Origin of the sequence: Nitrospirillum iridis (assembly GCF_014205765.1) — a bacterium.
Classification (GTDB): Bacteria; Pseudomonadota; Alphaproteobacteria; order Azospirillales; family Azospirillaceae; genus Nitrospirillum; species Nitrospirillum iridis.
This window is the reverse complement of the sequence record NZ_JACIIZ010000011.1, coordinates 244,851-264,070: the sequence shown is the minus strand read 5'-3', so window position 1 is coordinate 264,070 and position 19,220 is coordinate 244,851. Positions and strand designations below refer to the sequence as shown.

Annotated in this window: 21 protein-coding genes; 4 read left to right on the top strand and 17 right to left on the bottom strand. The window is 63.2% G+C overall.

From position 1 onward, the window contains the following. Positions 1–180: 180 nt before the first annotated feature. From FHS74_RS19635 to FHS74_RS19565, 15 genes are all read right to left on the bottom strand, one after another. Complete coding sequence (locus FHS74_RS19635) at positions 181–519, bottom strand: hypothetical protein (RefSeq protein WP_184803805.1); 339 nt, start codon at positions 517–519, stop codon at positions 181–183. A 156-nt stretch (positions 520–675) separates the two neighbouring features. Further along, positions 676–2,088 (bottom strand): hypothetical protein, encoded by a 1,413-nt coding sequence (locus FHS74_RS19630; protein ID WP_184803803.1) that lies wholly within the window; start codon positions 2,086–2,088, stop codon positions 676–678. A gap of 152 nt (positions 2,089–2,240) precedes the next feature. Beyond that, a complete protein-coding gene (locus FHS74_RS19625) occupies positions 2,241–2,585 on the bottom strand; it encodes a hypothetical protein (RefSeq protein WP_184803801.1) in 345 nt (114 codons plus the stop codon). A gap of 170 nt (positions 2,586–2,755) precedes the next feature. After that, positions 2,756–3,595: a hypothetical protein gene (locus tag FHS74_RS19620; RefSeq protein WP_184803799.1), complete on the bottom strand. Its 840-nt coding sequence runs from the start codon at positions 3,593–3,595 to the stop codon at positions 2,756–2,758. Next, positions 3,579–5,540: a type II secretion system secretin GspD gene (gspD, locus tag FHS74_RS19615; protein ID WP_184803797.1), complete on the bottom strand. Its 1,962-nt coding sequence runs from the start codon at positions 5,538–5,540 to the stop codon at positions 3,579–3,581. Before gspD ends, FHS74_RS19620 begins: the two co-directional genes overlap by 17 nt. Before the next feature lie 232 nt (positions 5,541–5,772). Further along, positions 5,773–5,988: a hypothetical protein gene (locus tag FHS74_RS19610; RefSeq protein ID WP_184803789.1), complete on the bottom strand. Its 216-nt coding sequence runs from the start codon at positions 5,986–5,988 to the stop codon at positions 5,773–5,775. A gap of 271 nt (positions 5,989–6,259) precedes the next feature. Next, positions 6,260–6,820 (bottom strand): type II secretion system protein GspM, encoded by a 561-nt coding sequence (gene gspM, locus FHS74_RS19605; RefSeq protein WP_184803787.1) that lies wholly within the window; start codon positions 6,818–6,820, stop codon positions 6,260–6,262. Continuing rightward, the gene (locus FHS74_RS19600; protein WP_184803785.1) at positions 6,820–7,824 is read right to left on the bottom strand and encodes a PilN domain-containing protein; all 1,005 of its coding nucleotides are present in this window, start codon (positions 7,822–7,824) and stop codon (positions 6,820–6,822) included. Before FHS74_RS19600 ends, gspM begins: the two co-directional genes overlap by 1 nt. Beyond that, on the bottom strand, positions 7,821–8,477 hold the full coding sequence (locus FHS74_RS19595) for a prepilin-type N-terminal cleavage/methylation domain-containing protein (protein WP_184803783.1): 657 nt from the start codon (positions 8,475–8,477) through the stop codon (positions 7,821–7,823). Before FHS74_RS19595 ends, FHS74_RS19600 begins: the two co-directional genes overlap by 4 nt. Further along, complete coding sequence (locus FHS74_RS19590; protein WP_184803781.1) at positions 8,474–8,836, bottom strand: type II secretion system protein; 363 nt, start codon at positions 8,834–8,836, stop codon at positions 8,474–8,476. Before FHS74_RS19590 ends, FHS74_RS19595 begins: the two co-directional genes overlap by 4 nt. Further along, positions 8,833–9,261 carry a prepilin-type N-terminal cleavage/methylation domain-containing protein gene (locus FHS74_RS19585; RefSeq protein WP_184803779.1) on the bottom strand — a complete coding sequence of 143 codons (429 nt, stop codon included), beginning with the start codon at positions 9,259–9,261 and terminating at the stop codon, positions 8,833–8,835. Before FHS74_RS19585 ends, FHS74_RS19590 begins: the two co-directional genes overlap by 4 nt. Positions 9,262–9,264: 3 nt before the next feature. Beyond that, the gene (gene gspG / locus FHS74_RS19580) at positions 9,265–9,744 is read right to left on the bottom strand and encodes a type II secretion system major pseudopilin GspG (protein ID WP_184803777.1); all 480 of its coding nucleotides are present in this window, start codon (positions 9,742–9,744) and stop codon (positions 9,265–9,267) included. Beyond that, positions 9,728–10,927: a type II secretion system F family protein gene (locus tag FHS74_RS19575; RefSeq protein WP_184803775.1), complete on the bottom strand. Its 1,200-nt coding sequence runs from the start codon at positions 10,925–10,927 to the stop codon at positions 9,728–9,730. Before FHS74_RS19575 ends, gspG begins: the two co-directional genes overlap by 17 nt. Before the next feature lie 46 nt (positions 10,928–10,973). Beyond that, positions 10,974–11,315, bottom strand: a complete 342-nt coding sequence (locus FHS74_RS19570; RefSeq protein ID WP_184803773.1) for a hypothetical protein — start codon at positions 11,313–11,315, stop codon at positions 10,974–10,976. A 38-nt stretch (positions 11,316–11,353) separates the two neighbouring features. After that, a complete protein-coding gene (locus tag FHS74_RS19565) occupies positions 11,354–12,979 on the bottom strand; it encodes a GspE/PulE family protein (protein ID WP_343066959.1) in 1,626 nt (541 codons plus the stop codon). Positions 12,980–13,525: 546 nt separating this feature from the next. Here FHS74_RS19565 and FHS74_RS19560 point away from each other — a divergent pair. After that, positions 13,526–13,756, top strand: a complete 231-nt coding sequence (locus FHS74_RS19560) for an IS3 family transposase (protein ID WP_184803769.1) — start codon at positions 13,526–13,528, stop codon at positions 13,754–13,756. On the opposite strand, the gene FHS74_RS30995 is transcribed toward FHS74_RS19560, so the two are convergent. Both FHS74_RS30995 and FHS74_RS19550 read right to left on the bottom strand, forming a co-directional pair. Continuing rightward, the gene (locus tag FHS74_RS30995; RefSeq protein ID WP_425491329.1) at positions 13,731–14,027 is read right to left on the bottom strand and encodes an FAD-dependent oxidoreductase; all 297 of its coding nucleotides are present in this window, start codon (positions 14,025–14,027) and stop codon (positions 13,731–13,733) included. The two genes, FHS74_RS19560 and FHS74_RS30995, sit on opposite strands and share 26 nt — an antisense overlap. Positions 14,028–14,151: 124 nt before the next feature. Continuing rightward, the gene (locus FHS74_RS19550) at positions 14,152–15,861 is read right to left on the bottom strand and encodes a chemotaxis protein (RefSeq protein ID WP_211106423.1); all 1,710 of its coding nucleotides are present in this window, start codon (positions 15,859–15,861) and stop codon (positions 14,152–14,154) included. A 514-nt stretch (positions 15,862–16,375) separates the two neighbouring features. Between FHS74_RS19550 and FHS74_RS19545 the strand changes: the two genes are divergently transcribed. From FHS74_RS19545 to FHS74_RS19535, 3 genes are read left to right on the top strand one after another with little or no spacing between them, the layout of a single operon-like run. Beyond that, complete coding sequence (locus FHS74_RS19545; RefSeq protein WP_246463235.1) at positions 16,376–16,729, top strand: STAS domain-containing protein; 354 nt, start codon at positions 16,376–16,378, stop codon at positions 16,727–16,729. Further along, positions 16,729–17,097, top strand: a complete 369-nt coding sequence (locus FHS74_RS19540; RefSeq protein ID WP_184803765.1) for a response regulator — start codon at positions 16,729–16,731, stop codon at positions 17,095–17,097. Before FHS74_RS19545 ends, FHS74_RS19540 begins: the two co-directional genes overlap by 1 nt. Then, positions 17,094–19,214: a chemotaxis protein CheA gene (locus FHS74_RS19535; protein WP_184803762.1), complete on the top strand. Its 2,121-nt coding sequence runs from the start codon at positions 17,094–17,096 to the stop codon at positions 19,212–19,214. The genes FHS74_RS19540 and FHS74_RS19535 overlap by 4 nt, the downstream gene beginning before the upstream one ends. Positions 19,215–19,220: the final 6 nt, after the last annotated feature.

Below are 19,220 nucleotides of genomic sequence, written 5' to 3'. Positions count from 1 at the left end.
CCTGCGAGAATAAGCTCGATACATCATTCGCATGAGTGTCGGTGGATGGTGCATCCCGTGCAAGAACTGGCGCCATCGGAATAACCTGATCAAACCCGGGCGATGATTTATCCGAGTTAGTTTAAGCCTATTGGGACACGATGAAGGGCAGTGCCCCGCATCAGGGCCCATAAATCAAATTCAATTAAACAAATAGAGAGACTGCAACCGCGACCCCCAGCCATTGCAACCTGTAACATTTGACACCTCAAGCACCACCTGCTTCTGAGCCGACAATGCCGTGATAGCAGCGCTAAGCATCCCAACCCCACCGGGGCTGTCAAGCGGTATTACAAAATGATCTGTGTTGCATAACGTCGTGTTATTTACTTCTATTATAGCATATGAATACTGTCCAGAATCATAAGACCGAACACTTATGACGCTGGCTTTTGCCCCAGATGGCTCCGCGAGAGATTTTTGCGCCAGAAAAAACTGAGAAATTGCAAGCAAAAATACAAATGCCGTGATGCGTTTCATTTTTACACCCCGCTAAACGGTATATTTTCGCATTGAGAGTGGCTTGTTGATCGACGTTTTCAAATCACACTACCATCCTATTACTGACTTATCCGCAGAAAAATGTACCTCCCGAGACTACCGGCGGCACAAATTGCTTTCCCTGGCAATACCCCATCATGAACCTAGTGGATACAGAATTGGCAACCCATTCAACAGCGGCACAATAAATACCGACTTGCCATAAACGATACTTCTCAGTTGGTTACCACCAGCATCAAACGTAACGTGAGTGAGAAGTTTGCCGCCGGCATCATATGTGTACTGATCTTTCGCCCCGATGGAATTCAAGGTGATGCCGTTCACGGTGTTGAGGCCCGCGTTCAATACAGTCAAGGTCGCGTTCGCGAAACCGGCGACGGCGTTGTTGGCCCCCGACAGCGTAAGGCTTTCTCCGGCTGTCGCCATGGTGATAGTGCTGCCGTTACCATTGACCGTCGCATAGTTACCGGAATTACCCACCAACTTGAGCACGACGGTACTGGCGGAGATCATAGGGCCGTTACCGTTAATCGTGACCGTCGCGCCACCTGCAATCGCCACCGAATTGAAATCACCGTTGATCGTGGCAGTACCACTCACCGCGATTGAATTGCCGGCAGATGTGGTTAGCGTATTGCCAGCCCCAGAGAGGTTGATGGTGTTGCCCCCCGTTGTCACGAAGACGGTGGCGCCGGCAGCGTTGACCGTTTCAGTATATTTATCAGGAGTTGAAATCGTCAGTGTGGCCCTGTCGACGGTAACGTTACTTTGATTGCCGGTAATCGTCGCCGTAGCACCCGCCCAGAGATTCACTGTATTCTGATGGCCGTTAATGGTGGTGTTGCCATTTGCGATGACCAGCGTGCCACCCGCATTGGTGGTGACGACGTTACCGGTCCCTCCCATCCAAATGGCATCCCCACCGCCCGTCGCCAGAACGATGTTATTGTTGCCATAAACACCGATCTGATCGTTCGTGCCGATGGTGACGTGGTTGGAGTTGCTGCCCGGGACAAGATCCGCCCGGGCGTTGTCATCCAGAATAAGCGTGCCATTTGACATGGTGACGTAATTAATGGGGCCGCTCATTCCGTTGCCAGAAATTCGAAGCGTAACGCCCCCATTAGCAACCGTTATTGTATTTCCGCCACCGCTTCCCTTTATATATTCGGTAGAGCCTGAGGCAGCGTTAACGGTTATCGCCGTTCCAGAGACATTAAGTACGTCGCCATTCCCAACAACGATATATTTCTTTGACGAATCTGCAACGGTGTAATTATCGGCATTTATGGTCGTCGTCGAAGTTCCATCCGAATTACTCTGCGTGGTGGTATCCGGATAGGTCACCTTCACATTGATACGGTTACCTGCGGCATCATACTCATATTTTATGGCCGTTCCATCAGGGTATTTTGCTGAGGTCAGCCGCCCTAACGAGTCATAGCCATAGCTTACGCTTCCAGCCCATGCGGGAAACGCGCACAAGCCAATAGAAATGGATAGGAAATAAAGAACATCCGAATAAAATAACTTGGACCTTTTTCTCACATCCCCCCCCGAAAAAAATGATTAACATCGAAAAGCACGGCGGCACCGCGCCCACTTAACAGGATCTCACCCTTATATCTTCTGCCACTCACAAGAAATGAGCCTACAAAACAATACAGGCCGGTCCAGAAGCCTCAATCTAATATCGAATTTTACTGCGGCTTTCGGACATAAACGCCAATCACCTGGGGTCGATCGTTAACGCAACTATTAATGATTAAGGCAACCTCATGGTTGAGGGAGTAGGCAGCAATAATGGTTGATAGAAAGTGGTCGTTGCCAGGCAATGAGTCAGGCACCACATAGCCATCGGTAGAGGCACAATTTTCCGGATTCGCGACAGGTGCCTCGGTATAAAAGCGGAAAGTTTTGTCAACCCAGCCGGTTGCGATAAACGTGACCTTGGTCCAAGGGGTCTGAGTTGCGGCTTGCGCGGTTTTTGCTCCCGCAACCAGCGCAAGGACAACCGCAGCCAAGGCGGCCTTGTATGATCTCATTGCCTTCATGCCCCCAAGAAAAACCACGCGCAGGCGAGAACTTTGCCGTCGCGTATCTTATTTCTGAGTACCCCACAGGTATATCATAGCGGGTAAAAATGCCGCGTTCCAATGCAATCTTGCGATCGGCTTGAGGCGCACAGGGTGCCACTGTCGACCAAATCAAGCATTCACGGGCAATTCACCCCGCCGGTCGGTGCCGGCTTCAACCATTCCAGGATCATCCATGGCGGAGGAACGGGCCGCCCGTTTTCCCCGGGCAACCTCCGGGATACCCCCCGGAACAACGCTATGGTCCGAAACCGCTTGCCCGTCAGGACGTCGGTCGCGACGACCCGCACCATCGTGCCGACGATCAGGCCTCCGTTGGAGCCGAACCCGGTCGTGGCGAAGTCCTGCCTGGTCAGCGCCTCCTTGCCGCCGAACGGCCCGCGCGCATGGACCGTGCCCCATAGGAATAGACAGGCGCGAACCTCTGGTTCCAGGCCGGCGATGGCGTCCAGATCCTCTAGCGACCACAGCGCCGTCCGGCCGTTCATCGCCAGATTCGTGCCATCGGCGCCTGGCGGGTCCATGCCGCGCCATTGGGCGATCTGGTCGGCCGCCTGGGCGGCCCGCCGCTCCGGAAAGCCCAGGGATTGGATAGCTTCCGCCAATGCTCGGCGGGACAGACCATTCAAATCGATGCGCCCCGTTTCCGACATGGCTATCAGGCTCACCGTCTGACCATCCACGGTAAGCTGTCCGGATTTCGCCACCGGCGCCTTGCCCGACGCCGCCGTGCCGTCCAGAACCTGCCACGTGGCCAGGGCCGCCCGCTGACTGGCGCCCGCCGCCTGCGAGGCGGCACGGGTTAGCTTGCGCGCCGATAGACCGTTGCCCACCACCAAGTATCCAACCGCTGTGCCCACCGCCAACAGGAACAGGGTCAACAGCAGCGCGTATCCCCCCTGCCCCCGCCGATGGTCGGCACGGTTCTGGGCGGGCGCGCCATCAGGGTTTGGGCGCATTCGAGCCCGCCAACGCCTCCAGCCGGCCCATGCGGGCTTTAAGCGCCTCCGTCACCTCCCGGGCCTGGACCACGGTCCGCACGATGACCGGGCGCAGGAAGACCAGCAGTTCGGTGCGGCTATGGTCCGTCTTGTTGGTACCGAAGAGCTTGCCCAGTACCGGGATGTCGCTCAGATAGGGAATCCCGCTCCCAGATTTGCTTGAGCTATCACTGATCAGCCCACCCAGCGCCACGGTTTCTCCGTCCTGTACGTTCACGATACTGCTGATCTTGCGCTGTTGGATGGTGGGGCTGTCGATGCCCGAGGTCGTCGTCGTGGCCACGCTGCTGACCTCCTGATTCACGTCCAGGACCACCGCCCCGCTGTGGTTGATGCGGGGGGTCACCTCCAGGATCACGCCGGTGCTTTGGTACTGGACGGAATTCACCACGGCGCTGTCGCTGGTCAGCGTGCTGGTCGCCTGCTGCACCACGATCGGTACCTCATCACCCACCTGCAGGCGTGCTGTCTCATTGTTCAGAACCATCAGCCTCGGCGCCGACAGCACCTGCACGTCGGTGACACTGGACAGGGCGTTCAGCACCACGCGGGTATTGGGTGTGATGAAGGTGTAGTTGAAATTGGGGTAGCTGGCCCCAATGGTGGCGGCGCTACCGTATCCGGCGGTGCTGCTGCCCCGATCCAGGAACCACTGGACCCCAAAGTTGAGGTCGTTGTTCAAGGTGACTTCGGCGATGGTGGCCTCGATCAGCACCTGCTCACGGGGCGCGTCCAAGCGGCTCAGCGCCTGCTCCAGCATGGCGTACTGGCTTGCGGTGCCATAGATCAGCAAGGCGTTGCGCCGTTCATCCGCCACCACCTTGACGCCTTTCAACTCGGGAATGCCTTCGCCATCCCCCGCCGTATCCCCACTGGAGTTGGCGGCGCTGCTGGGCGTGATCGGGCTGGTCGGGCTGGTACTGAGCGCGCCCCCGTTTGACGAGGTCAGGCTGTTGCTTCCCAGGCTGCTGGATGTCTGCCCGAGGGAAGATGAGCCGAAGGTGGAATTGGTCGACCCGGTGCTGCGGGTCGTGGAGCGGCTGCTATCGCTGCCCTGCGTCCGGTCCGTGGACGATGCGCCACCGCCCTTTCCCATCAGTCGGTTCAAAGCGCCAGCCAACTCGGAAGCGGAACCGTTCTGCACATCGTAATAATGGACCATGCGGCCGCCGTCCGTGGAAGTGTGGTCCAGCCGCTCCACCCAGGTGCCGATCGTCGCCAGGAACTCCGGTCGCTTGGCCGCCACCAGCAAGGCGTTGAGCCGTGGCAGGGGCACGAACTCGACCATGCCCTGCAGCGGGCCGGAATTGAGCTGCAAGGCCTGGCGCAATTCCGCCTCAAGCTTGGCTGGCTCCACAGCCTGCAACGTGAACATGGAGAAGGAGAGGCCCGCCAGCCAGTCGACGTCGAAACTGGAGATCAACTGGGTGAATGACTCGATCTCATGCGCCGTGCCGCTGACGATGAAGATATTGCGGTTGGCGTCGGCCAACTGGATCAGACCGGGGCGGGTAAGCGGACGCACGATCTTGTCCAGGTCGCCAGCGGCGACGAAACGCACCGGCACGATGGCGGTGCTGAAGCCCGCCGCCTGCTCCGCGGCCGACAGCCGCTGGATGGGCGCCTGGGCGGGCGCCTCGGCAACGGGCACCACTTGATAGAAACCATCGCCGGAGATGATGGCGTAGCCTTGCGCCCGCAGGACCGCGTCGATCGCCGCCAACGCCTGGGCACGCGGCAAGGGCCGGGTCGTACGGATGGTCACCTGCCCCTGGACCTTCGGATCGACCGTGTAGTTGAGGTTGAGCATGCCGCCAAGGACGGCATCCAGCACGGATCGAACGTCGGCGTTGACAAAATTGACGTCGATCGGCTCGCCATCGCCAGCCGCCAGGCCACGCATCACCCCTGTCGGCCGCACGAACTCGCCACTGCCCCGCACGGTTTCAGGCGGCTGCCGTGGGACCGGCGCCTGCTGAGCGAACAAGGTACTGGTGGGGGCTGACGCCGGGGATGCGGGCGCCGTTGGCAAAGGGACGCTGGGGCCCGTGCCACCAGGCGTAACGGCGCAAGCGGTCAGCGCGGCGCCCGCCAGCACTGAAAAGGGAATGAAAGAACGGATCATGGCGTTGGTATTACCTTGGGGGCGGCGCCGGAGTGATGGGCGGAGGGGTGATAAGGGGATAGTCTTGGATCTGGTCGTCATGGCGTAGACGCAGGCTGGTCCTGGTGATGGCGTCCACCCGCCAATCCCCAAGAGTCTCACCCGTGCGCAGACGAAAGGGCTTCTGCACCTTCTTGTCGGTTCCCGTGGCGATACCGCCGGTGGCGCCGGCGATGATTCCAGTCACCGCCAATTCCGGTGCCGGAACAAGGACGGGCGGCGGCGGGGGAATGGGTTTGGGCGGCGGCGGACGGCGGCTTTGGGCGAAAAGCGGCCGGCGCAGCGCCTCACCCATTTGAGCTGATGGCTGAGCCGATGGTGGTCCTGGCGCCGCCGCCGGGGGGGGCGGCAATGGGGAAAGAACCGGCGGCGGCGCCTTCGACGCCGACAGCACCGCCGCCAGCGCCAAGACAACCCCGGCCACCAGGCCGATAGCGGCCAGGATCAGGGTTGGGCGATCAGGGTGTGACAAGATCGGCATAGGCATCGATGTCCAAATCCACGCTCAGTACCGGTGGCCCATCGCTTGGACCGGTCGTGGCGGCCTTTATGCGCACGTCGCGCGGCAACAACAGCGGACGGGCCGCTTCCAATTGAGCCAATGCGGCGTTGATGGCCTCGAACCCGCCGCTGGCGCTGACGTGCGTCGTCAGCCGGTAATGGGTGCCCCCAATCGTTTCCGTCCTGCTGTCCAAAGCGCGAATGGCCAGGCCCCCGCTTTGCGCGGCGGCGCGGATCGTGCCCTGCACGCTCCCCTGCACCATGTCCGCTGACGCACCGTGATTGAAGAGCGCCCCTTCATCCACGCGGTGTTGCAGGAAGCTGACCCGGCGCTCCAGTTCCTCGCGCTGGGCCGCCGCCGCCCGGGCCATGGCCAGTTGCGCCGCCCGGGCCTGCCGGCGCTCCATCGCGACGGTGGCCCGCTCGAACAACGGGACGGCGGCGGTGTAGACCAGGGCCGACACCACCCCCACGATCAGGAGAATCGCCACCCCCGGCCGCAAGTCTGGACGGGCCATCACCGCATCCCCTTGACTGGGGATGTATCGCTCGGGGTGCCGCTCCCACGCGCTTCCGGGGCCCCATCCAGGCCGCCGGTCCTGGCGATGGAGAAGGTCAGGCTGAAAGCACCAGCCCCATCCACGCCGGCAGGCGTTGAGAGATGGACATCGGTGAACAAGGGCTCATCGCGGAACCGCGCCAACACATCCTCAGCGTTGGCGCTCCGCCCCTGCAGAACCAGGCCATCGGCACTCATGGACAGTTCCTGCAGCCAGGCGTCATCAGGCAGGACGCGCGCAACTTCGTCCAACAGCCGACCGCGGGAAGGCTGCACCAGCAGGCCACCGCTATGGTCCAGCACGTTGCCCAGGACTTCAGCGCGTTCCCGCAACATGCGCACCGCCTTGACGTCTTCCGACAGGGCCTTCAGCTTCTGCTCCATGTGTCTTGTCTGCTGATCCAGGATCCAGGTGGCCAGCAGCAAGGGCACCGGGACAGTCAGCACGGGCACGGCCAACAGGATCAGGATGCGCAGGGCCCGTAGCCGCAGCCGCCGCGGTTCCAGACGCAGAAACTGCGGTTGGGGGCGAACCCCATCCGTGGTGACCTCGATCACCCCGGTGTTGCTCCGCAGGGCGGCATCCAGCACGGCGCGCCGGACCATGGAAACGCGGGCGAACCGTTGGCCTGCCTCCCGCAGTGTCACCAGGTCCCACGCCAAGAGGGCCGGCTTCAAGGGCATGAACCGATGGGCCTGCATTCGCGCCTGCGCCCAAGGATCAACCGAGACGCCGCGCGGCAGTGGCAGATCAATCGTATAGACGTCCTGGGCATCCAGGACCAGCCGGGCCGGCCCCCGCCCGACGGAACCTACCGCCCCCTCCCCGCCCGGCGGCAATCGCACGACACGGGGCAGCAGGCCCAAATAGCGGCTGAACCGTGTCGGCAGGGCCCAGGCGAAACCATCGGCGACGCCATCGACCGTCGATGCCAGCAGGGCCAGAAGGCGGGCGCGTTTCATGTGCCCCCCTGGCGGCAAACGTTGGCGATCGTGTCGAAGGCGCAAAAGACGCCGCCCGCCAGCATGGGGGCGGCGATCAAGGGGGGCCACCAGCCGGTGCCCGGCATCTTCACATCCAGACGGACGAGGTCAGGCAGCGCGTCGGGCGTCGACCATCGCCCCGACCACGTGTTGGTCTTGCGGTCAAAATAGGACCAGGCCAGAGAGGTCGCCCCCTCAATCAACAGTCCTTCGCTGGCGGGGGGGCCATCGGGGCGCAACGGCGTCACCCGCAGCCGTAAAGCTTGGTGGTCCAAGCCACCCTCCGTGCTCATGACAATGCGGTACATCCCCCCCGTGCCCAGGCCCGACGGCAGCGGGGCGAACAGCTCCAACTGACGGGCATCGGCGGTCAGCGGCGGCAGTTCGCCGCCGACGCGGCCCAGGTCGCCCTGTCGAACGGCGTTTTCCACCACGAAGCGGATGAAATCATGGGATCGCCCCATGGCGGCCGCGCCCCGTTGCAACGTGCCGCTGCGGTCGGCCATCCGGCTCATTTGCGGCAGGAGTTCCACCCCGGCCAGTGCCAGCAAGCCCAGCAACATAAGAGCCACCAACGCCTCGATCAGCGTCATGCCATACTGCGCCGGCGTGCGGAAAACCAAGGCCGTCATGGCTGGCTCTCACTGACCGAGCGCGTGATGACCGTGGCCAAGGTCTGGTCGGCCTTTGTGCGCACCTCCACCCGGTACGCCACCCCGCCCGCCTCGACCAAGCGGTCACGCCGGATGCGATAGGGCAAACTGTCAATGGCCGGATCGGAGGCCAGGGCACTCGTCCCCCCTTGAGATGGTAGGGCGCCGCCGGCAGCCGCCACGGACTGCGCCAACCTCAGGGCGGACGTCTCGGCCCAGCCCTGCTGGGCCGCCCAGACGCCGGACCAGGTGGATTGCAACAGCAACGCCGTGCCGAGCCCAAAAATGGTCAAGGCGATCAACATTTCCAGCAGGGTGAAACCGCGGGCCCCCTTCATGGTCGCCGCTCCACCTCAACGGTACCCAAGGGCCAATCGACCCGCACCACCTCTTCGCGGCCACCGTCCTTCAGCGATACCCCCCCCCCCAGGGACCAGCCCCCCGGCAGGAAGCGAACGACGTCCGGCATGCGCGGGTCGGCGCCAATGATCCGCACATCCACAGCCGCGATGCGGCGCAAACGGCGCCCTTGAGTCGTAGTGGCGATGTGCTCCAGGTCAGCCATTGAGAACGTCATTTCACGTCCCGACACCAAGGCCTCCACCTGACGGTTGCGCAGTTCCTCTTCCATGGCGGAAACAGCCGCGTCAAGGCGCAACCCCGGTAGCCGGTTTTGCACCCCCAAGGCCAGAACGCCCCCCGCCAGGCCGATGATCATCAGCACGACCAGCATTTCCACCAGGGTGAAGCCGGCAGACCGCATGGGTCACCAACTCGTCACGTCACGCGCGTCGCCTTCGCCGCCTTCGGCGTTGTCGCTGCCGTAGGAGTACAAGTCATAGGCGCCATGCTGCCCGGGCGCTTTGTAACGGTAGGCGTTGCCCCACGGATCGATCAACGCCTGGCGCTTGCGCAGATAGGGGCCGCGCCAGTTGGGATCGCCGGAGGGGGCGGTCATCAGCGCCTCCAGCCCCTCACTTGCCGAGGGGTATCGCCCCATATCGACGTAAAACAGGTCGACGGCGGACACCAGCGTGTTGATCTGCGCTTGCGCGGCCTCACCCTTGGCCTTGCCCAAGCGGGCGACAAGGTTGGGGGCGACCAGCAGGCCCAGTAGACCGATGATGACCAGCACGACCAACACCTCCACCAGCGTGAACCCGGCTTCGGTATCACGCGGGGCGTAAACGCGCTGGCGGCGGTCAGCGACCCGGAAGCCCCGGGGCAGATCAAATAGCGATGTCATTCAGACTCATTATTCCCGAAATTAGGGCCGCGAATATGGCACCAACCATTCCACCGAGTATGAGGGTTAGCACAGGCGTCAAAAGGGACAAAGCGCGGTCCAACGCCATGCCGCGTTCTCGTTCCAAGACCTGGGAAAGGTCCAGCAAGGCCCGTGGCAGGCTGGCGGTCTGTTCCGCCATGGCCAGCAGTCTCACCAGGCGCCTGGGGAACAGCGGTTCCGCTCCTGTGGCGTGGCTCAAGCTCTCCCCCCCGCGTACCCGCAGCCGCACGCGATCCGACGCGGCCGCCAGGGCGTGGTTGCCCAGGCAGGCCGATGCCGTGGCCAGCGCCGGCGCCAACGGCACCCCACCGCTGAGCAGGCTGGCCAGCGTGCGGGTGTACAGCGCCAACTGCGCGTCGCGCACCAAGCGCCCCAGCGGACCCAGCGATAGGACCAGCCGGTCCACCCGGGCGCGCACCTCACGGTATTTAAGCGCCCGCAGGAAAATCAGGATGCCGCCAGTGGCCGCCGCCAGGAAAAGGGGGCCGTATCGCCCCAGGAAGTCGCCCACCGCCAGGACGGCCAGGGTGGCCGTGGGCAGCTTGGCCTTGCTGCCGGCGAACAGGTCCTGGAACTGCGGCAGGACATACCCCGCCATCACGCCCAAGGCCGCCAGGGTCAACAACGCGATCAGCGCCGGATAGATCATGGCGCTGACCAGGCGCTGACGGAAATGCGACCGCGCCTCCTCCAGCGCCGACAGGTGACCCAAGGCCTCCGCCAGCGACCCGCCCTGCTCGCCCGCCGTCACCAGGCCCAAGAATTCTGGTGGGAACACTGTGGAATAGGCGGCCATGGCCCGGCCCAGCGTTTCCCCCGCCCGCACCCGCTGCCGCAGGCCGGCCACCAGTTCCATCGCGGCCGCCCGGGGCATCTGGTCGCCGACCAGACCCAGGGCCGGCTCCAGGGCGAAGCCGGCCGCCGCCAGGTTGGCCAAGTCGCGGATGAAGGACAGCCGCTCCCCCCGCGTCAGGTCAGCCGAACGGCGCCACCGGCGCCCCGTCGCCTCCGCCTTGAGGGTCAGCGGCGTCAGCCCCCGTTGCAGCAACTGGTCCACCGCCCCGGCGTCGTCGACCGCGTCCAGCCCCCCTTGGCTGCGGCGTCCCTCCGCCGATACCGCTTTGAAGACATATCGGACCATGTCTTAGACCGCCTTCGTCACGCGCAGGATTTCCCCTTACCTGGCTTTACGATGGCCGAACAGCAACACCAATAATACTCGGCCTATCATTAAAGCAGCCTGCGATGGTCAATTGAACCTGATGACCAAGAGAATAAGCAGTAATTAGCGCGGAACTAAAAATGTTAGCCCCACCAAGAGAAGGGTCAATTACATATAAATCTGACAGTTTGCACCCGTCAGGATTGTACACACTGCCCGTAGCAGGTGTTATACTAAATTGTGCACTATACCAACCAGCCCCGAAGGTTCCTATTTTCACCCAAGGAACAACTTGTATTGAAGCATAGGAGACATTTGGCAATGCCAACATCATTACAGACACGAGAAGAGAAATAATATTTTTCATTGACCCGCTCCTTTTGTTAACTCTCAATTGAAAATATACTAATCGGCCTTCGTCACGCGCAGGATTTCCTCCGGCGTGGTGATGCCCTCCAGCACCCGCCGCAGCCCGTCCTGGTACAGCGGCACCATGCCGCCCATTTCCACCGCCGCCGCTTCGATCTCCGCAGACGACGCCCCCTGGCGCACCAGCGCGCGCACCTGGTCGTTGACCGGCAGCCACTCGGCGATAGCCTGGCGGCCGCGATATCCCGTGCCGTTGCAGGCGGCACAACCCACGGCCCGATAAACGGTGGTGGGATGGGCCGGCAGGCCCAGGGCCGCCGCCGCGTCCGCCGCCAACTCGTAGGGCTGGCGGCAGCGGGGGCACAGCGTGCGCACCAGGCGCTGCGCCAGCACGCCGTTGAGGGTGGAGGCCAACAGATAGGGGTCCACCCCCATGTCCATCAGGCGCGGCACGGCACCGGCGGCATCGTTGGTGTGCAGGGTGGACAGCACCAGATGACCGGTCAGGGCCGCCTGTACCGCCACCCTGGTGGTCTCGCCATCCCGCATCTCACCCACCAGGATGACGTCCGGGTCCTGCCGCAGGAAGCTGCGCAGCGCATGGGCGAAGGTCAGGCCGATGCCCGGCTTCACCTGCGTCTGGTTGACGCCGTCCAGCAAATATTCCACCGGATCCTCCACCGTGAGGATCTTGCGGCGGGCGGCGTCCATGCCGCGCAAGCCGGCGTAAAGGGTCGTGGTCTTACCGCTGCCGGTGGGGCCGGTGACCAGCACGATGCCGTGCGGCCGCTCCAACTCGGCGGCCAAGGGCTCCGCCACCCAGGCGGGCAGGCCCAGGCTGTCCAGCGTGCCGCCCGCCGTTTCCTGGTCCAGGATGCGCATCACCACATCCTCACCATGCACCGTGGGCGTGGTGGAAACACGGAAGTCGATCTCCCGGCCCTGCAGGGTCTGGCGGATGCGCCCGTCCTGGGGCAGGCGGCGCTCACCGATGTCCAGCCCGGCCATGACCTTGACGCGGGTGACGAAGCCGGCCGTCATGCGGCGGGGCAGAACCTCCGCCTCGCGCAGGATGCCGTCGACGCGGTGGCGGACGACCAGGCGGTCGGCCATGGGCTCGACATGGATGTCGGTGGCGCCGGCCGCCAGCGCCGACTGGATGGCGTTGCCCACCAGGCGCACCACCGGCCCCTCGCTGGCGAGGTCGCGCAAGCGCTCGGCATCACCTTCCAGCAGGTCGGGCATCTCCTCAACGGTGGTGGTGGCCGGGACCGCCTCATACAAACGCTCCAGCGCCACGGTGATGGCCGTGCCGGTCATGACCACGGGGCGCACCGGCCGGCCGGCCAGGAAGGCGGCCGCCACCAGCGCCTGGCGATCCAGGGGATCGGCCATGGCGAACACTGCCTCCGCCCCATCAGCGGATAGCGGCAGCAGCAGCTTGGCCTTGAGGAAGGCCAGGTTGGCGGTTTCCATCATCACCGGCACTTCGGGCACCTGATCGGCCGGCCACAGCGCCAAGCTCAAAGCTTGGGCGTAGGCCGCCGCCATGCCCTCATCCGACACCAGGCCCAGGTCCATCAGCCGCCGGTCCACCCGTCCGCCCGCCGCCTGCGCCCGGGCCAGGGCCCCCGGCGTCAACTGCCCGTGCGATGAGAGCACCGCCAACACCCGCTCAAGCGCACCCCCCGACATACCCCCGGGCGACGGAGGCTCGACGGGGCTGGAAAGACGGCTCGAAAGAGGCATGCGCTATATCGAACGATAGGGAGGACCATCCCCCCAAAGAGGTGGAACCTTACCTTATTTCGCCTATCGCCCGCTAGACGGTTGAGCGTGAACCGGCGCAGACGGACATGCGTGCTTACGGTCACGTGCAGAGATTTTAACCCGATTGGGTGCTGCCATGAAAAAGTAGGCAATTGCCCCAAGGGGATGGCTACGCCGCGTGCCCTGCGCCGGCAACGTTTGCAAATCTGCGGTCGGCTTGAACACCGATCGGCATAGGGACTGTTTGATTTCCTTAAATTCGACGGCGTAGTTTGATCACACCGATTTACACTGGCTCATCTATAAGAGTCCGTCCGCGAAGTTCCCTATGACTTTCTGTGTCTTGCGATCCTGCGCAGCATGAGCCGGATCAGGGCAAGTCCAGATCGATTTTTTGTCTCGCGCGCTCGGCAAATGAGCCGGGCGGAGAAGCGGGCGATGATCCGTCCCGGGCACCCCGCCCTGTCAATGGCGCGGCAATGCGCGCTGACCGCTCTCAGCCGGTCCAGCTTTTATTACCGGCCGGTCAACGACAATGCGTCGGATCTGGCGCTGATGGAACTGATCGACTGGCAGTTCCTGGAGACCCCCTGCTATGGTTCGCGGCGAATGACGGCGGTGCTGCGCCGGGCCGGTCATGCCGTCAATGGAAGCGGGTGCGGCGGCTGATGGGGGTGATGGGCTTGCAGGTGATCTGGCCCGCGCGTCCGCCGGGTTGAACGCGCGGCATCATGTCCGACATCATAGGCCGTAGCCCGGCCCATGAAACCACGCCTTCCACGCGGCCCCCAGGGAACAAGGTACGGCACCACCGTATTAGCGCGGCGATGCGATCGGCCAGGATATCGCGGTTCTCCCCATTGTATTCCGCGGTGCCGGCGATACGGAACCGTCCAACGCCCAAGCGGCTTGTCACAATTTTTGTGGCATCGTCCGGCAAGCTGACCCCAGGTGGTGTAAACCGGCGCCGAAAGGGAGCCCCGAGCTTGCTCGCGGCCAACAGCCTGCCAAATCAGCAGAAATTGTATTGAGTGCAGAGTCCCCGACCCTGCTGCCGATCTCTGTCAAAGAAATAGGTCCTCCAGATCTGCCGATTCAGCCCCGGGCCCAGGCCCCCTCACTGGCGCCAGGTTCCTTCCAGGAGCAAACCGCTCCAACACCTGACGCTCCCGAGCCATGGTGTAGCTGCTTCCCATCAGGGCGATCAGCGGCTCCGCCTGTTCCGGAACGGCGCCGGATTGAAGCCCTGGAGCCAGGGACGCGAGATCAGTCGCGGCCTGCCGCAACACGGCGCCGATTTTACCATGCGTGGCTGCCCGATCCACCGTGTCCCGCAGCAGGCCCACTACCATCTCGCCATCACGCTTGAGGGTTTGCAGCGCGGTGGCCAAATTATGCCCCGCAGCCCCCAGCCGGTCGATGGACCGCGCCATGATGTCGGCCATGGTCACGGTATCCGCGGCGTTGGTGTCGCGCGCCTGTCCTGACAGGCAGGCGGCGATGGCTGCAATCTGCTCCAGTTCATCCATGACGCCGCTGGCCTCCACGGCAATCTCGTTGGCGTAAACGCGCAATTCCTGCGCAATGATCGACAGTGGTCGGCCAATGGCTCCCAGACGGCCACAGCGAAGGCTGGTGTTCAACCCCATGATGCGAATGTCGGCCTCAAGCGCACGCATGATGCCGATCTGACTGACCAGCCGCGCAGTCGCCTCCGACACCGATGCGGAAACCTCGTCGGCTTGGCGCCGCGCCGCGCCATAGCCATGCAATAGTGCGTCGACCTCCCCGACCTCCCCTTCCAATTCCCCCACGAAGGTACCCTGCTGGCTGCCGGAGGCACCGAAGGCGTCGTGGCCCAAGTCCAAGATGTCCCGCGCGTCGCCCGCCAGCGCGCGCAGCGAAGTCAATATCTCACCAATCTCCAGAGCCAGTTCGTCCGCTGTATCGTCCAACTGCGCCGCCTGCAGGCGACAGCAGAACCGGGCGGCTGCCGCCACGCCGTCGGAGGCGAGGTCGTCGGCATCGTCCGACCAGGGATGGCTGGACTGGCGCACCATTTCCGCCACTAGGCCCAGGGCGTAATCGACATGTTCCATGCGCTGGCGCGTGATGTCGCCCACCTGCAGCGCCATGACCGCCGAACCAATGCGCTTGGCGATATCTTGTGATCGCTGGCCAACGGTTGCGGCAACGGCCGCCGCCCGCCGGCCGCGGTCGATGACCGTGCCGATGCTGTGGGCCAATCGCTGGGGAACGGTGCGGACGGCCGTCGCCTGTCGCACATCCAATGCGGACTGGTCGGCCGCCGCCGCCTGCAACCGGTGGCCGACACCCGCGAGGTCCGCGGCGAATTGGTCCAAGCTGCTCTGCGCCAACCCGAGGGTGCGCCGGATCTCAGTAGCGAAGTTCATGAATTCGGCACTGGTGTCGCCAATGACCGCCGCGGCGATCTTGGCGTTGGTGGCCAGCATGCCAACGCCCTTGATCGATTTGTCCATGCGCACAAGCCTGCTGCCAATGGCAGTGACCAGCCCCGCCAAGGCGCGCAGGGATCCGGCCTCGTCGCCCTGGGTCAAGGTCGAAACGAAGTGTGCCACCTGCGACAGATCCTGGGTGGCCAGGCGCAGGGCCTCCCCCCTCATCTCGTCGGAGAGCGTGTCGAAGGTGTGGGTCAGCGCCGTCAGGATGTCGACCGAGGTTTCCAGGCGATGGCCGATATCCAGGAAACGCGTGTCGGTTGATGTGGATGCGGCCCTGATAGCCTCGGCCACGGTATCCAGATCCCTACCCATGCGTATCCCCAATCAATTTTTCGGCGTGCTGGAGGCCACTTTTCATTAAACAGGTAAATTGGTGGTTAACCCTGAGGCAACCAGTCACCCTCACGGCGATGCAGCGCCATGATGCACCCGCAGACGTTGGATGGCGGCACATCCGCCCCCGTCCGATGAGAGACATAGGCTTGAATATCAACAATGTAAAACGATCGCCTTAAATCGGTAGACATCGATCAGGCACGCGCCATTAATTCCGTATTTACATTGTATTTTATCAAAAATTTCTTTCCTCTGAATTGATGTATGTCAGTTGATTAGCCGCATGGCATTTACACTTTATAAACCAACTACCCATAAGGTGCACCTGTTCGCCGGATTTTGGCGTCAATTTATTGGGGAAATATTCCAGATGGGGAATTTTTCTCACTTTCCAATAAGTTGATGCCTGCCGAATACAGACCGCTACAGGCGGATGCATGTTTTACAAAGTCAACTCGAGCGGGGGTTCATGATGCCGAATGCGTCGGACGACGATGTCGGAAAAATCACTCTTGCGGGCTGCCACACACTCCGCAACGCCGAAGAGACACGCGGCGCCCTCCTGAACGCGATGAAGTCTCATAACGTTCTGGAAATTGATTGCAGCGCGGTAGCTGAAACCGACCTCAGCTTTGTCCAACTGCTGCTCGCCGCACGGAAAGGTGCCAGGGACACCCAACGGATACTCAGGCTGGCTCAGCCGGTTTCCGGGACCCTACGGGAAACACTTCAACGGGGCGGTTTCCTCATGACTGCAGAGCTGGCGGCCGGCATTCCGGCCCCCGCCGATTGCGATTTCTGGCTTCACACGGAGGCACGATGATGGCCAAGACCGTCCTGAGCGTTGATGATTCCCCCAGCGTGCGCCAGATGGTGAAGCTGACCCTGGCGGGCGCCGGATATAACGTGCTCCAGGCCGGTGACGGCGCCGAAGGGCTGGCCAAGGCCAAGGACACGGCCGTCGATCTGGTGGTCACCGATCTCAACATGCCGGTGATGGATGGGCTGGATCTCATCAGGGCGCTCCGTCAGTTGCCCGATTACCGTGGCGTGCCCATCCTGTTCCTGACCACGGAGTCCGATACCGGCCTGAAGCAGGCGGCCAAGGCGGCGGGCGCCACCGGCTGGATCACCAAGCCCTTCCAGCAGGAGCAGTTGGTCGCCGTCGTGCGCAAGGTCCTAGGCGCATGAGCGCGCTGGACCCGTCCGAGATCTTCCGCCAGGAAGCCCAGGAACTGCTGGAGCAGTTGGAGCAGGCTCTGCTGGACCTGGAGCACACGCCTGATGATGCGGACCTGATCAACAGCGCCTTCCGCGCCCTTCATACCGTGAAGGGGTCGGGGGCGATGTTCGGCTACGACGCGGTGGCGGCCTTCACCCATCACGTGGAGACGGCGTTCGATCTGGTGCGCAAGGGCAGTGTGGAGCCGAGCCGGGCGTTGATCGCCGTGGCGCTGGCGGCCAAGGACCATATGCGCCTGCTGATCGAAACACCCGATCTGGCCGAGGCGGCGGACGGGGTCGCCATCCTGCAGACGCTGAAACAGATCGTGGGCGATCCATCGGCGCCGACGGCGCCGGATGACGCGGCCCTACAGGATACGGCCGATGCGGACGCGGCGGCGGAGATCCCAACCACGTGGCGAATTCGCTTCCGGCTGGGCCGTGAGGCCATGGCGATGGGGACCAACCCCCTGCTGTTGCTGGATGAATTGCGCGGCCTGGGTATGGCCACGGTGGTGGCACGGGCCGAGAGCGTACCCCCGTTGGAGGAATTGGCCCCCACGGATTGTCACCTGGCCTGGGATGTCGTGCTCACCACCAGTCGCCCGCGCACGGCAATCGAGGAAGTCTTCATGTGCGTGATTGACGACATGGAGTTGTCCATCGACGCCATCACCATGACCGGTGAAGGCAACCGTATCGGTGAAATCCTGGTGGACCGGGGGGACGTGGCGCAGCATGCTGTGGACGCTGCGGTGGCCGCGCAGATGCCGCTGGGCACCTTGCTGGTCAAATCGGGCGACGTCTCCCCCGATACCCTGGCGTCGGCCTTGGCCGAACAACAGCATGTGCGCGCCGGCGCTGGCCTTGGCGCCGGCGCGGCCTCCGGGGCCAAGGCCCCCGCCAAGGGTGCGGACAGCATCCGGGTCCCGGCTGAGCGGCTGGACGAGTTGATGGACCGGGTTGGCGAACTGGTGATCGTGCAGTCACGCCTGTCGCAGGTCGCCGCGTCCAGCAATGACGTCGAGGTGAAGGCGATCGCCGAAGAGATCGAACGGCTGGCGCATGAACTGCGGGATACCACCATGGGGGTCCGCACCGTGCCCATCGGTTCGCTTTTCGGGCGTTTCCGCCGGCTGGTCCATGACCTGGCCCACGAACTGGGCAAGCGGATCGAACTGGTCACGGTGGGTGAGGAAACGGAACTCGACAAGACGGTCATCGAACGCCTCAACGACCCGCTCATCCACCTGATCCGCAATGCCATCGACCATGGCCTGGAGACGCCGGAGGGGCGCAAGTCCGCCGGCAAGCCGGCGGCGGGATGCATCACGCTGACCGCCTGCCATGCCGGGGCCGAGGTCATGGTGTCCATCAGCGATGATGGCCGCGGGCTGGACCGGGCGCGCATCCAAGCCCGCGCCGAAGACCAGGACCTGATCCCGGCCGGCGCCAAGCTTTCCGATGCCGAGCTGTTCCAGCTGATCTTCCAGCCGGGCTTCTCGACCGCGAAGGAGGTGACCAGCCTGTCCGGTCGCGGGGTGGGCATGGACGTGGTGAAGCGCGCCATCGAGGGACTGCGCGGCAAGATCGACATCGCCAGCACACCCGGGGAAGGCACCCGGCTGACGCTGCGGCTGCCGCTGACGCTGGCCATCATTGACGGCTTGCTGGTCCGCGTCGGCACGGGGCGCTACGCCCTGCCACTGTCGGCGGTGGAGGAGTGCGTGGAACTGTCGCCCGAAGAGGACGCGCGTTCCCGTGGGCGCAGTTTCCTGAACATACGGGGCGACCTGGTGCCGTTCCTGCGCCTGCGGGAACTGTTCCAGGTGTCCGAGCCCCCGGACCGCTATCAGAAGGCCGTGATCGTTTCCTTCGGTGGCCGCCGGGTTGGGTTGGTGGTGGACCAGGTGATCGGCAATCACCAGACGGTGATCAAGTCGCTGTCCAAGTTGCATGCCGACGTCGAGACATTCGCCGGCGCCACGATCCTGGGCGACGGGGCCGTCGCCCTGATCCTGGACATCGCCAATCTGGTCAAGTTGGGAATGGCCTACGAGGGCCGTTTCAAAGCGGCCAGCTAACGGCAA

Coding starts and splice junctions, on each gene's coding strand:
- FHS74_RS19570 (WP_184803773.1), bottom strand. CDS start 11,315: ATGAAAAATATTATTTCTCTTCTCGTGTCTGTAATGATGTTGGCATTG.
- FHS74_RS19635 (WP_184803805.1), bottom strand. CDS start 519: ATGAAACGCATCACGGCATTTGTATTTTTGCTTGCAATTTCTCAGTTT.
- FHS74_RS19620 (WP_184803799.1), bottom strand. CDS start 3,595: ATGCGCCCAAACCCTGATGGCGCGCCCGCCCAGAACCGTGCCGACCAT.
- FHS74_RS19600 (WP_184803785.1), bottom strand. CDS start 7,824: ATGAAACGCGCCCGCCTTCTGGCCCTGCTGGCATCGACGGTCGATGGC.
- FHS74_RS19575 (WP_184803775.1), bottom strand. CDS start 10,927: ATGGTCCGATATGTCTTCAAAGCGGTATCGGCGGAGGGACGCCGCAGC.
- gspM (WP_184803787.1), bottom strand. CDS start 6,820: ATGGCCCGTCCAGACTTGCGGCCGGGGGTGGCGATTCTCCTGATCGTG.
- FHS74_RS19585 (WP_184803779.1), bottom strand. CDS start 9,261: ATGCGGTCTGCCGGCTTCACCCTGGTGGAAATGCTGGTCGTGCTGATG.
- FHS74_RS19625 (WP_184803801.1), bottom strand. CDS start 2,585: ATGAGATCATACAAGGCCGCCTTGGCTGCGGTTGTCCTTGCGCTGGTT.
- FHS74_RS19590 (WP_184803781.1), bottom strand. CDS start 8,836: ATGAAGGGGGCCCGCGGTTTCACCCTGCTGGAAATGTTGATCGCCTTG.
- FHS74_RS19535 (WP_184803762.1), top strand. CDS start 17,094: ATGAGCGCGCTGGACCCGTCCGAGATCTTCCGCCAGGAAGCCCAGGAA.
- FHS74_RS19540 (WP_184803765.1), top strand. CDS start 16,729: ATGGCCAAGACCGTCCTGAGCGTTGATGATTCCCCCAGCGTGCGCCAG.
- FHS74_RS19545 (WP_246463235.1), top strand. CDS start 16,376: ATGATGCCGAATGCGTCGGACGACGATGTCGGAAAAATCACTCTTGCG.
- gspD (WP_184803797.1), bottom strand. CDS start 5,540: ATGCGTGGCCTGGCGGCTGGCGATGGCGAGCCGATCGACGTCAATTTT.
- FHS74_RS19595 (WP_184803783.1), bottom strand. CDS start 8,477: ATGACGGCCTTGGTTTTCCGCACGCCGGCGCAGTATGGCATGACGCTG.
- gspG (WP_184803777.1), bottom strand. CDS start 9,744: ATGACATCGCTATTTGATCTGCCCCGGGGCTTCCGGGTCGCTGACCGC.
- FHS74_RS19560 (WP_184803769.1), top strand. CDS start 13,526: ATGATCCGTCCCGGGCACCCCGCCCTGTCAATGGCGCGGCAATGCGCG.